11 protein-coding genes are annotated in these 12,392 nt (G+C 73.5%); 5 read left to right on the top strand and 6 right to left on the bottom strand.

The window, feature by feature from the left end:
* Window positions 1–34 precede the first annotated feature (34 nt).
* From BIV28_RS15455 to BIV28_RS15445, 3 genes are all read right to left on the bottom strand, one after another.
* Window positions 35–919, bottom strand: coding sequence for a hypothetical protein (locus BIV28_RS15455; protein ID WP_076263298.1), 885 nt, complete (start codon window positions 917–919; stop codon window positions 35–37).
* A gap of 113 nt (window positions 920–1,032) precedes the next feature.
* Window positions 1,033–2,904: an NHL domain-containing thioredoxin family protein gene (locus BIV28_RS15450; protein ID WP_076263296.1), complete on the bottom strand. Its 1,872-nt coding sequence runs from the start codon at window positions 2,902–2,904 to the stop codon at window positions 1,033–1,035.
* A gap of 53 nt (window positions 2,905–2,957) precedes the next feature.
* The gene (locus BIV28_RS15445) at window positions 2,958–3,761 is read right to left on the bottom strand and encodes a carbon-nitrogen family hydrolase (protein WP_076263295.1); all 804 of its coding nucleotides are present in this window, start codon (window positions 3,759–3,761) and stop codon (window positions 2,958–2,960) included.
* 202 nt (window positions 3,762–3,963) lie between these two features.
* On the opposite strand from BIV28_RS15445, the gene BIV28_RS15440 reads away from it, so the two are divergent.
* Entirely contained in the window at window positions 3,964–4,425 is a 462-nt protein-coding gene (locus BIV28_RS15440) for a GyrI-like domain-containing protein (RefSeq protein ID WP_207556022.1), read from the top strand.
* On the opposite strand, the gene BIV28_RS15435 is transcribed toward BIV28_RS15440, so the two are convergent.
* Window positions 4,418–4,618: a DUF6767 domain-containing protein gene (locus BIV28_RS15435; protein ID WP_083707407.1), complete on the bottom strand. Its 201-nt coding sequence runs from the start codon at window positions 4,616–4,618 to the stop codon at window positions 4,418–4,420. The two genes, BIV28_RS15440 and BIV28_RS15435, sit on opposite strands and share 8 nt — an antisense overlap.
* A 53-nt stretch (window positions 4,619–4,671) precedes the next feature.
* Window positions 4,672–6,744, bottom strand: coding sequence for a bifunctional copper resistance protein CopD/cytochrome c oxidase assembly protein (locus tag BIV28_RS15430; RefSeq protein ID WP_076263290.1), 2,073 nt, complete (start codon window positions 6,742–6,744; stop codon window positions 4,672–4,674).
* A gap of 26 nt (window positions 6,745–6,770) precedes the next feature.
* Here BIV28_RS15430 and BIV28_RS15425 point away from each other — a divergent pair, with 26 nt between their 5' ends.
* A complete protein-coding gene (locus BIV28_RS15425; RefSeq protein ID WP_076263288.1) occupies window positions 6,771–7,631 on the top strand; it encodes a maleylpyruvate isomerase family mycothiol-dependent enzyme in 861 nt (286 codons plus the stop codon).
* A gap of 378 nt (window positions 7,632–8,009) precedes the next feature.
* Window positions 8,010–8,798: a sigma-70 family RNA polymerase sigma factor gene (locus tag BIV28_RS15420; RefSeq protein ID WP_076263286.1), complete on the top strand. Its 789-nt coding sequence runs from the start codon at window positions 8,010–8,012 to the stop codon at window positions 8,796–8,798.
* Window positions 8,799–8,986: 188 nt separating this feature from the next.
* On the opposite strand, the gene BIV28_RS15415 is transcribed toward BIV28_RS15420, so the two are convergent.
* Window positions 8,987–9,814, bottom strand: coding sequence for a GAF and ANTAR domain-containing protein (locus tag BIV28_RS15415; RefSeq protein ID WP_083707392.1), 828 nt, complete (start codon window positions 9,812–9,814; stop codon window positions 8,987–8,989).
* A 226-nt stretch (window positions 9,815–10,040) separates the two neighbouring features.
* On the opposite strand from BIV28_RS15415, the gene BIV28_RS15410 reads away from it, so the two are divergent.
* Together BIV28_RS15410 and BIV28_RS15405 are read left to right on the top strand one after the other, a co-directional pair.
* Window positions 10,041–10,574 (top strand): MarR family winged helix-turn-helix transcriptional regulator, encoded by a 534-nt coding sequence (locus BIV28_RS15410; RefSeq protein WP_076263284.1) that lies wholly within the window; start codon window positions 10,041–10,043, stop codon window positions 10,572–10,574.
* A gap of 1 nt (window position 10,575) precedes the next feature.
* Entirely contained in the window at window positions 10,576–12,309 is a 1,734-nt protein-coding gene (locus BIV28_RS15405) for an MDR family MFS transporter (protein ID WP_076263283.1), read from the top strand.
* Window positions 12,310–12,392 lie beyond the last annotated feature (83 nt).

The following is a 12,392-nucleotide window of genomic DNA, read 5'->3' as shown; positions in this document are numbered from 1 at the left end:
ACCCCATACCCCGTGGGGCAGGTGCGCGGACGCGTCAGTACGCCGCGCGTCCGCGGCCCACTCGCCCCGACACCCCGGCGACCACGAGCAGCACGACACTGACGCCGAGAGCCACCGCGAGCTCGACGTAGAGTCCTCGCGCCGCGACGCCGTAGGCGGCGTCGGCGACCGTGCGCGCGACGGGAGAGCCGACGCGGTCGACGACGGGGCCGCGGGCCATCATGATCGCGACGATCCCGAGCAGCGACACGACGCCCCAGCCCAGCGCGAGCCAGCCCAGAGCCCGGGCGTGCCGCACCGCGACGAGGACGGCGAGGAGGCCGAGGGCCGCGACGGCGGCCGGCCCCCACGTGCCCCACGCGGACGTCGCGCGGTACACGCGCTGGACCGTCGACATCTGCGACGCGTCGACGAGCGGGACGCGCACGGTCGGCTTGAGGGCCGAGGCGATGTCGGGGACGCCGGCCTGCTGCAGGGCCGCGGAGACGCCGGGCAGCGGCACCTGCAGGACGAGCGAGACGCGTCCGTCGGAGCCCACGCTGGTGTTGCCCCGCCCCCGCATGGCGGCGACGAACTGCTCGTGGGCGCTGCGCACCGACTCCGTCCACGCCTTGCGGACGGCACTGCTCGCGACGATCTTCGTGGCCTCGGTGCGGATGACCGGCTCGAGCGCGCCCTCGACGGCAGGCTGCAGCCGGATGGCGTCGAGGACGCCCGTGGTCACCGAGTCGGCGAGGGCGTCCTGGACCTTCGGCTGGCTGACGACGGGGCCGAGCTCCTGGGCGAAGGCGTCGGTGTCGGTGAGCGTCGTCGAGGCCCAGAAGGCGACGAGACCGACGGGCAGCAGGACGACGGCGAGCAGCCCGAGCAGGGTGGCGAGGAGCGAGCGGAAGAAGCTGCCGGATGAGGATGTGGGCACGGAACCGCCTTGTGTCGTAGGGCAACTCGCCGGTCGCCGGGTCGAACGTGTCTCGGGACCGCGCCGGGCCTCGGCCCGCGGCCGACCCCGTCGGCGGCGCCCGGTCGGCCCGCCTACGCCCCCCGGAGGTCCAGCTGCAGTCTTGCAGGTGCGTCCGCCTCGAGCACCACCGGAATGCCCCAGTCCTGCTGGAAGAGGTGGCAGGCGGCGTGCTCGGGCACCTCGCCCGTGACCGGGTCGCCGTCGCACGCGGCGGCCTGGACGGACACGTGCAGGGTGCCCGACCCGAGGCCGTCGCGGAGCACGAGGGTGCGGGTCAGGCCCTGTGCGCGACCGGCGCCCTCGACCAGGAGGGCCTCGGGCGTCGCCGACACGTCGAGGCGTGTGGGGTCACCCCACCGGTGGTCCAGCTTCTGGCCGGCGGGCGGCACGAACGTCACCTCGAGGCGCACCTCGCCGGCGGGCAGGGCCGTCGGCGGGCGCTGGGTGCGGTGGGCCGGACCGTCGACGCGCTGCGCCTCGGCCGGCAGCGGCACGCGGACGAGACGGTGCGCCGCCGACTCGACGACGACGAGGCGCGTCTCGCCGGTAGCGGGGTCGGTCTCGACGACGGCGTCGCTCGGCTCGGCAAGGCCCTGGGCGAGCGTCGACACCTGGCGCGTGGCCGGGTCGAAGCGGCGGAGGGCGCCGTTGTACGTGTCGCTGACGGCGACCGAGCCGTCGGGCAGCTCGGTGACGCCGAGCGGGTGCTGCAACAGGGCGTCCGTGGCGTCGCCGTCGCGGTGCCCGAAGTCGAACAGGCCGGTGCCGACGTGGGTCTCGACGACGAGCGAGCCGTCGGCCGCGCGGGTCACCGACCGGAGCGCGGAGGTCTCGGAGTCGGCGACCCAGACCCGGGTGCCGTCGGCCGAGGTCGCGAGGCCGGACGGCTGGGCGAACCACGCCTCGCTGGCGGGACCGTCGACGAGCCCCTCGTTCGAGGTGCCACCGACGACCTCGACCGTGCCGCTGTCGACGGTGTCGCCGGGCGTCCACGCCCACAGCTGGTGCGTGCCCGCCATCGCGATGACGACGCGTCCGTCGAGCCACGCGAGGTCCCACGGCGTCGACAGGGCCTGCTCGAGGGCGGGGCCGCCGCCGCTGCGCTCACGCAGCTGCGTGCCGGTGCCGGCGAGCGTCGTGACCGACCCGTCGGACACGCGGATCCCCTTGAGCGCGTGACCGACCGAGTCGGCGACGAGGACGTCGACGCCGAGTCGCTCCGCCACGTCAGGGGTGGCGAGCAGGACGCCCTGCGGCTCGCTGAAGACCATCGGGCCGCCCCAGCGGGCGCGCTCGGTCTCGAGGTCGTCCTCGAGGTGCACGACGGCGTGGTTGGCGGTGTCGGACACGACGAACGACCCGTCGGGCAGGGCGACCGCCTTGCCGGGGAAGCGCAGCGCCGTGTCGGCGGCGGGCGGCGCGACGTAGGGGTCGTCGCCGGGCTGGAGCGTGCCCTTGGCGCGGTGCTCCTCGACGAGCTCACCGACGAGCGCGGCGAGCCCCGGCCCGTGCCCCTCCCCCGACATCGAGGCGACGACGAAGCCCTCCGGGTCGACGACGACGAGCGTCGGCCACGCGCGCGCCGTGTACGCGTTCCACGTCGTCAGCTCGGGGTCGTCGAGCACCGGGTGGTGCACGGCGTACCGCTCGACGGCGGCGGCGAGGGCGTCGGGGTCGGCCTCGTGCTCGAACTTCGGCGAGTGCACCCCGATGATCGTCAGCGCGTCCGGGTACTGCTCCTCCACGGGCCGCAGCTCGTCGAGCACGTGCAGGCAGTTGACGCAGCAGAAGGTCCAGAAGTCGAGGACGACGACGCGCCCGCGGAGGTCGGCGAGCGACAGGCTGCGGCCGCCGGTGTTGAGCCAGCCGCGGCCGACGAGCTCGGGGGCCCGGACCTTGACGCGGGCCCGGGGCGATGCGGAGGAGGTGGGGGCGGTGCTCACCCCAGCGACAATACGTCCGGCGCCCGATGCATTCCCGGGCGGTCCGCCGGGGCTCAGAGCCGGCGGTCGGCGAGCACCGGGAAGTCCTCGCGCCACTGCCGAACGGCGTCGACGTCGACCTCGACGCTGAGCACCGCCTCGCCCGCGCCGGCCTCGGCCAGCACCCGGCCGGTGGCGTCGACGGCCTGCGAGTGGCCGCCCATCTCGTGGCCGGCGTGCGTGCCGGCGGTGTTGCACTGGAGCACGACGCACTGGTCCTCGACGGCGCGGGCCCGCCCGAGCAGCGTCCAGTGCTCGACGCGTCGCATCGGCCAGGCGGCCGGCACGACGAGCGCGAGCGCGCCGGCGTCGACGAGGTGGCGGTAGAGCTCGGGGAAGCGCAGGTCGTAGCACGTGGACAGGCCGACCGGCACGCTGGCGCCGCCCGCGACGGGGACCGCCACGGTCACGACCTCCTCGCCGGCGTCCATGAGCCGGGGCTCCCCGTCGCCGAAGCCGAACCGGTGGATCTTGCGGTAGGTCGCGACGAGCTCGCCCTGCGGCGAGAAGACAAGGCTCGTGTTCCAGACGCCGTGGTCACCCTCGGCTGCGGGCTCGCCACGCTCGACGATCGACCCGCCGTGGAGGGTGACCCCGGCCTCGCGCGCGGCCTCGCCGAGGGCGGCGGCGACCGGCCCGTCGACCGGCTCGGCGCGCTCGTCCCAGTGCCGGTAGTCGAACCCGCCGGCGGCCCACAGCTCGGGCAGCACGACGAGGTCGTGCCCCTCCTGCTCGCGGACGAGCCGGGTGACGCGTGCGGTGCGGTCGGCGACGGACTCGTCGTCGCCGTAGGCGATCTGGATGAGGGCGACCTTCATGGGCCAACTCTCACACGTCGGCCGGCACCGGTGGCGGGCCGACCGGTCTGCGGTCTTGAGCGACTGCGTCCCGAGGCGGTACACCGGTGTCATCGGTCGACCGCCGGAGGGCTGGGGTGAACGCGGACGGACGCGGACGGACGTGGACGGACGCGGATCGCGGACGGACGCGGGCGGCGACCCCTCCGGGAAGGAGGCCCTCGTGGCCGGGATCGAGTACGTGGTGAAGTCGCTGCCGCCGGTGCGGCTCGTGCAGACGACCGGGCGGGTGGCCCACCTGAGCGAGCTCGGGCCGACCATCGGCCCGGCGTTCCAGCGGCTGACGGGTGGGCTCGCCCGGGCGGGCGTCCACGTCGGCCCCGAGTCGCTCGCCTGGTACGACGGCGACGCGGACGGCACGACGTGGGGCGTCGGCTACCCGACGAGCCTGGAGACGGTGGACGTCGAGGGCGCCGAGGTCGGCGACCTGCCCGCCTGCGAGCGCGCGCTGACGGTCGTCCACCGCGGGTCGATGGCCACGATCGGCGACGCGTGGCGCGGTCTCGGCGAGGCCGTCGCCGCCCGTGGGCTCACCGGTTACGGGCCGTGCCGGGAGGTCTACCTCGAGACGCCGATGGACGACCCCGAGGCGTGGGTCACCGAGCTGCAGCAGCCGGTCAGCTGAGGCCGTCCGCCCGTTCGCGGCGCCGGTCCTCGGCGAACGCGGACCGGCGGCGGGCGAGCTCGGCACGCAGCTCCGGGTCGTCCTGGACGAGCCAGACCAGGCCGCAGTCCTGGGGCCCGGTGGCGCCGGGCACGCACAGGGTGCACGGCTCGCCGACGCGGATCGGGCACTGCGGCACCGGGGCCCGGCTCATCGCGACCATCCTCCCATCGACTACTACATATCGTAGTGGATGAGGCGGGGTGGTCAGCGCGGCGTGTGCTCGTCGCGGCGGGAGAGGGCCGCGAGCCGCTCGTTGTAGGCGGCCAGCTCGGCGTCGCCGTCGCGATCGGCCCGGCGGTCGCGACGCGTCGACTCCGCCTTGTCGGTGCGGAACCACTGGGCGGCCACGACGAGGGCGAGCACGAGGCTCGGCAGCTCGCCGATGGCCCAGGCCACCCCGCCGCCGAAGCGCTGGTCGGCGAGCGGGTCGGGCACCCACGGGAGCGCGATCGAGGGGAAGAAGTCGCCGCCGAGCAGGGTCGTGCCGGTGATCATCGCGACGCCGAAGAACGCGTGCGCCGCGATCGTCGCGAACAGCACGATGAGCCGGAACGCCGGGCTCCAGCGCTTCGGGCCCGGGTCGACGCCGATGAGGACCCACGCGAAGAGGTAGCCGGCCAGGACGAAGTGGGCCGTCATGAGCAGGTGGCCGGTGTGGGTGGTCAGGGCCAGCTCGAACAGGCCGGTCCAGTAGAAGACGACGAGGCTGAAGAAGAAGAACGCCGCGGCGAAGACCGGGTTGCCGACGACCTTGAGGACCGGCGAGTGGACGAGCCCGAGGACCAGCTCGCGCGGGCCGAGCGTGCCGTCGCGTCGCGGGCGGAGGGTGCGCAGCGCGAGGGTGACCGGCGCGCCGAGCACGAGGAAGATCGGCACGACCATCGCCTCGAGCATGTGCAGCGTCATGTGCCACGAGAACGCGACCCGGCCGTAGATCCCGAGGACGCCGTTGGTCGCGTAGGCGAACAACACCCAGCCGGCGACCCACGACACGGCGCGCAGCACCGGCCAGGCGTCGCCGCGACGGCGCAGGCGCACGACGCCCGCGACGTACAGGCCGACGGCGAGCAGCGCGGTGGCGAGGAAGAGCCACTCGACGCGCCACGCCGTGACCCACGACAGCGCGGTGGGTGCCGGCGGCGGCGGGTAGCCGGTCAGGGCCATGGTCAGGCTCGGGTTCGGCTCGGTCTCGGGCACCGGCGGCTGGCTGCGGGCCAACGCCGTGGCGACGCCGAACGCGAGCCCCATGACGAGCGTCTCCCCCACCGCGAGGCGCACGAAGAGCCGGCCGCGCGGGACCCCGGCGTCGGCGTCGGCACCCCGCGACGCGACGTCCGCGTCGAGGCGGTCGAGGGTGACGCGCCGGTGCCAGGCGCCGGCGAGGCCGAGGACCACGAACGCGAGCGTCTTGACGACGAGGAGCACGCCGTAGGGCGTCGTGAGGTCGGCGAGCGAGCCCAGCCGGACCGAGGCGTTCATGACGCCGGAGACCCCGAGGGCCACGAAGCACCACAGGGCGACGCTCGAGTAGCGCCGTGCCACGACGCCGACGGCGTCGCCGAGCGAGCGCCACAGGACGAGGAGAGCGAGCAGGCCGCCCACCCACAGGGCGGCGCTGAGCAGGTGCGTGGCGATGGAGTTGACGGCCGTCTCGTGGTCGGCCGACCCGCCCGCGTGGCCGGCGAGGCCGAGGACGAGCACACCGACGGTCGCGACGACGAGCAGCGACAGCGCGGCGGCCCGCGACCGGGCGACGGCCGCCACGGACGCGACGACGAAGGCACACCCGGCGCTGATGACGCCGACGCGCAGCGTCTCGATCGTCCACAGCTCGGGCAGCAGGCCGCCGAAGGCGGGGTCGGACAGCGGCATGCCCGCGGCGTCGGCGAGGCCGAGCACGGCGCCCGTGACACCCGCCGCGGCCCAGACGAAGGCGGCCGGGACGACGACCCGCAGCGCCGCGGCCCGCCGCGGCTCGTCGAGGGCGGCGCTGGCCTTCCGGGTGCGGCCGGGCACCATCGTCGCGGCGAGCAGGAGGCACCCGACGGTCAGCGCGGCGGCGACGTCGTGGACGACACGGACGAGCGGGAGCGCCCAGCGCACGCCGGGGCCGGCGTCGACGAGCCCACCCGGCAGGGGGGCCGCGGCCCCGGTGGAGCGGGCCGCGAGCACCGACGCGACGAGGCCCACGACGACGGTCGCGGCGACGGCCCACGCCGGGCGGGAGAGGCGGTCCACCGGTGCGGTCGACGAGCGCTCTCTTTGGAGGGTGGGCATGTTCCAAGGGTAAGTAGTGTGGAGCCATGCCCATGCACCCGGCCGCTCCCGTCGACCGCGACGGCCTGCTCGACGCGTTCGACCAGACCGTCCGCTCGATCATCGACCTCGGGTACGCCTGCCGCGACGAGGACTTCGACCGCGACACCGAGTGCCCGGGCTGGACCGTCAAGGACCAGTTCTCGCACGTCGTCGGGGCCGAGAAGTCCTTCGCCGGGGTGCGGCGCTCGCAGGTCGACGTTCCCGACTACCCGCACGTCCGCAACGACCTCGGCCGGCTGACCGAGCAGGACGTGGAGAGCCGCCGGGCCGTCTCCGGCCGCGAGGTCGTGGCCGAGCTCGCCGAGTTCCACCCCGAGCGGATGGCGGCGCTGCGGGCCGCCGACACGGACCTCGACACCGTCATCGGTGGGTTCTTCGGGCCGGAGGCCACCTTCGGCCTCCAGCTGCGGCGGCGGATCATCGACCTCTGGTGCCACGAGCAGGACATCCGCGGCGCCCTCGACCGCCCCGGCGACCTCGACTCCCCCTCGGCCGCGGTCTTCACCCAGGAGATCCTCGAGGCGCTCCCGCGCGTCGCGGCCCGGGTGGCCGACGTCGAGGCGGGGCACGCGGTCGTCCTCGACGTCACCGGCCCCGTCCAGGCACGCGGCGGCGTCCGGGTGTGCACGGGCGAGGACGGTCGCCCGTTCGGCGAGGCCCTCTTCAGCGGCCAGGACCGCCCGGACGGTGACGAGCAGCTCGACGTCACGACGATCCAGCTGACGACCGACGCCCTGACCCGGCGCGCGGCCGGTCGCCGCGAGGTCGACGACCTCCACTTCACGGTGCACGGCGACGACGCCATCGCCCGACGCGTCCTCACCGCGCTCGTCCTGACGCACTGACGCACTGACGCACTGACGCTGCCGGGGTGCCCCCCGGTCCCTCCAACCCTCGACGCCCAACCCTCGACGTCCGACGACCGAGGCCGCCCAACCTTGTACACGTCCCGCGCGCCGGGGGTGAACAGCCCGAGAACTGACGCAGAACCTGCGCAAACTCTCGACAATCCTTGGACGTGCGGCGCCGTCGCCGCCTGTTGCCGAATCCTCCTGTCGCGTGGACGAATTCGGCCGGAATGAGCACGAACCAGGCCATCCGGCCGGGCCCCAAGGCCGCCCGAACAGGCCGAACCCGGCCTTGCCAAACGTTGGACAAGGGTTTAACGTCAAGGCAGTCGGTCAAGCCAGCGCCGCATCGGGGACATCCCATGGAGGATTGCCATGACCGACGCCAAGGTTGGTCCGCGCAAGGACGCACGCACGCGAGAGCTGATCATCACCTTCCGCACCTCGGACTCCGCGTCCGAGCGGAACGAGGCTCTCGAGGCCGTCACGAGACTGCACATGCCGCTCGCCCGGTCGCTCGCCCACCGCTACTCGGGCAAGGGCCTGGACCGCGAGGACCTCGAGCAGGTGGCCTTCCTGGCCCTGCTCAAGGCCGTGCAGCGCTTCGACCTCGACAAGCCCACGGAGTTCGGCGCCTACGCGACGCCGACCATCACCGGCGAGCTGCGCCGGTACTTCCGCGACTACGGTTGGCTCGTCCGGCCGCCGCGCGAGCTGCAGGAGCGCCGGCAGCTCGTCACCGACACCCGCTCGCGCCTCGAGCAGGTCCTCGGCCACGACCCGGACGTCGACGAGCTCGCCGAGGAGCTCGCCATCCCCGTCGAGTCGGTCAAGGAGGCCCAGGTCGCCGCGTCGAACCTGCGCCCGGCCTCCCTCGACGTCACGACGAACGAGGGCGGCCGGCCCGTCCTCGACCTCATCGACGCCCGCGGCGACCGGGGCACCGACCCCGCGCTCGACGACTCCATCGTCGTGCGCACCGCCATCGAGCGCCTGCCCGCCCGCGACCAGGAGATCATCGAGCGTCGCTTCGTCGACGACATGACCCAGGCCGAGATCGCCGAGTCGATGGGCCTGTCGGCCATGCAGGTCAGCCGCCTGCTGCGCCGCATCCTCGAGTCCCTGCGTCGCCAGCTCGACGCCGAGGGCGTCGCGAGCGCCTGAGGAGGCCGGGCACGGAATTCGTGCCCTGACACCTCTGCGACTTCGCGGCTCCCTGCGCACGGGGGCGGGCCCTTGCCCCACCCCCTGCCACCACGGTCGACGCGTCCGGTTCGTGCGGACGCGTCGACCGATGCGTGTCGTGGACCGACCGCTGCGGCACTCCCCCGACGCGTCGGGCCGGTGCGGGCTCAGCCGCTGGGCGGCGTCGGGAACTGCGACTCCTGACCGCGGATGACCTGCGTCGCGACGTGGGCGAGCTTCATGTTGAGCTCCTGCGACGTGCGCCGCAGCAGCGCGAAGGCGTCCTCGCCGCTGATGTGGTGGGCGGCCATGAGCAGGCCGACGGCCTTGCCGATCTCGCGGTTGCTCTGCAGGCCCTGACGAAGCGTCGCCGCCTCCTCGCGGGCCCGGATCGCCATGAGGGCGACCGTCGCGAACGAGGCGATGACGGCGCCGACGTCGGCCGAGGCGCCGGTCAGGCCGCCCGGGGTGTCGGAGAAGAGGTTGAGCGCGCCCACCTTGTCGCCCTCGAGGAGCAGCCGGTAGCCGACCGCCGAGCGCACCGGGGTCTCGGCGACGATCCGTTCGGTGAAGCGCGGCCACGGGGTGACGGCGTCGGTGAGGTCGGGGTCGTGCTGGTAGGCCTCGTCGACGATGGCGTCGACGCAGGGGCCCTCGCCGACCTCGAGCTCGATCTGGTCGATGCGTCGGGCGATGTCGTCGGTGGAGGCTGCCGTGAGGTACCGGTCGTGCGAGCGCATGAGCAGCGAGGCCCGGTCGCAGCCGTCGACGAGGCGCACCGCGGCGTCGACGAGCGCGTGGTGGATCGACCCGGCGTCGGCGCCCGAGTAGATGAGCGCGGACAGCTGGCGGAACGCGTCCTGGACGGTGGCGTCCTGCCGGGTCGCCGCGGCGACGGCAGGGTCCGGCTCGGGCACGTCCGGGGTGGACGCGTCCGGCGTCGGTGGGTCGACGGGGACGTCGGCGGTCTCGTCGGCGGTCTCGTCGGCGGCCATGGTTCTCCCTGAGGGGTCGGACGGCGTCGCGGCATGCTCCCTTCCGAACACTGCGACGGCGCAGACATTTTGGCACCTCCCCCGAGGCGCGTGCGCACAGACAACCACATGGTGCCCACGATGTGTCCCACTCGTACCCGGCCGGGCCCGTCGAGCGGCCGTTTGACAGCGGTGGCACCTCGGCGAATACTTGCTTGGTGCAAACAAGCAATTGGGGACGGTCGCGGTGACCGTCGGCAAGGACGAGGCGAACCAGGTGTTCGTCGCGCTGCTGCGGGTGCAGAAGCTGCTCCTCGCAGCGCGCAACGCCGCACCGCGCGTCCACGAGGCCGTCGACACCACCGCCTACCCCGTCCTCTTCGTCGTGGCCGGCTCCGCGGAGCCGGTGCGGATCTCCGACCTCGCCACGACGCTGCACAACGACGTGTCGACGGTGAGCCGCCAGGTGAGCGCGCTCGTCGCCGGCGGTCTGCTCGCCAAGACGGCCGACCCGCACGACGGGCGCGCCCTCGTCGTGTCCCTCACCGACGAGGGTCACGCCGTGCTCGACCACATCCAGTCCACGCGCTCGACGTGGTTCCAGGGGCTCCTCGAGGCCTGGGACGGACGCCGGGCGGACTCGTTCGTCACCGACCTGCACGAGCTCGCCGACGCGCTCGACGCCAACCTCCGCGCGCGGGGAGCCTCCCTGCCGCCGATGCCCTACGCCGCCGCCCCGAGGGCGGCCGGCGCCACCGACCAGATGTCCAGGAAGGACTGACATGTCCGACACCACCGCCGAGCCGGGACGCGCGGCGAGCACCCCGGCGAGCACGTCGGCGGGGACCGCCGACCACCCGCCGCTGTCACACCGGGAGATCATCACGATCCTCATCGGTCTGATGCTGGGGATGTTCCTCGCGGCCCTCGACCAGACGATCGTCGCGAGCGCCATGCGCGTCATCGCCGACGACCTCAACGACCTCGCCGGCCAGGCCTGGGTCACCACCGCGTACCTCATCACGGCCACCATCGCGACGCCGCTCTACGGCAAGCTCGGCGACATCTACGGGCGCAAGAAGCTCTTCCTCTTCGCCATCTCGATCTTCACGATCGGCTCGATGCTCTGCACGCTCGCCTGGTCGATCCCGGCCCTCGCGGCGTTCCGCGCCGTCCAGGGCATCGGCGCCGGCGGCCTCTTCTCGCTGGCCCTCGCGATCATCGGCGACATCGTGCCTCCGCGCGAGCGGGCCCGCTACCAGGGCTACTTCCTCGCCGTCTTCGGCACCTCGAGCGTCATCGGCCCCGTCGTCGGCGGCCTCCTCGCCGGCCAGGCGACGATCCTCGGCATCACCGGCTGGCGCTGGGTCTTCCTCGTCAACGTGCCGATCGCCATCATCGCGCTCGTCGTGGTCAGCCGCACGCTGCACCTGCGCCACCACCGCCTCGACCACCGCATCGACTACTGGGGCGCGGCCACGCTGTCGATCGCGCTCGTGCCGCTGCTCATCGTCGCCGAGCAGGGTCGCGGCTGGGGCTGGGGATCGGCCACCTCGATCCTCTGCTACGCCGTCGGCCTCGTCGGCGCGGTCGCGTTCTTCCTCGTCGAGCGGAACATGGGCGACGAGGCGCTGATCCCGCTGCGACTCTTCAGCAACCGCACCATCGCCGCCGCGTCGGTCAGCTCGGTCTTCATCGGCATGGGCATGTTCGGTGGTCTCGCCGCCCTCCCGCTCTACCTCCAGATCGTCAAGGGCGCGACGCCGACCGAGGCCGGCCTCATGCTGCTGCCGATGACCGGCGGCATCATGTTCGGCTCGATCTTCTCCGGCCAGCTCATCTCGCGCACCGGGCGCTACCGCATCTTCCCGATCGTGGGCTCGGCGATCCTCGTCGCGGCGCTCTTCGGCTTCCACTACATCGGGGCCGACACCCCGCTGTGGAAGACGATGATCGGGATGTTCTTCTTCGGCATCGGCCTCGGCTTCAACTTCCAGCCGCTGACGCTCGCCGTGCAGAACGCCGTCCCGCGGCGCGACATCGGGGTGGCGACGTCGTCGGCCACGTTCACCCGGCAGATCGGTGGCACGCTGGGCACCGCCGTCTTCCTGTCCATCCTGTTCTCGCAGGCCGGCACGAAGATCGCCGAGGCATTCCAGTCCGCGGCCAGGTCGCCGGAGTTCATCGCGGCGGTGCGCAACCCGACGGGCGGCGACCCGCAGGCCAATGCGGCCTTCATCGCCGGCGTGCAGAAGGGTGGCGGCGGCGGTGCGGGCGCCTCGGCCCTGCAGGACAGCTCGTTCATCAACCAGCTCGACCCGCGCCTCGCCCACCCGTTCCTCGTCGGCTTCTCCGACGCCATGTCGGTCGTGTTCCTCGTCGCCTCGGGCGTGCTCGTGCTCGCCTTCATCGCCTCGCTGTTCCTGCCGCACGTCGACCTCGGTCCCGGCCCCGGCCAGCAGGGTGCCCAGGAGGGCGACGCCGAGTCCGCTCCGGTGGCCGCCGCCGGCCACTGACCGTCGAGAGGCCACGTCTGGTGGCCTCCTGACCCTCGAAAGGCCACCTCTCGACACGAGAGGTGGCCTTTCGACGTGTCCGG

The organism is Intrasporangium flavum, assembly GCF_001956915.1.
GTDB lineage: Bacteria > Actinomycetota > Actinomycetes > Actinomycetales > Dermatophilaceae > Monashia > Monashia flava.
Note: the sequence above shows the minus strand (reverse complement) of the source record. Positions and strands in the feature narration are given on the sequence as shown.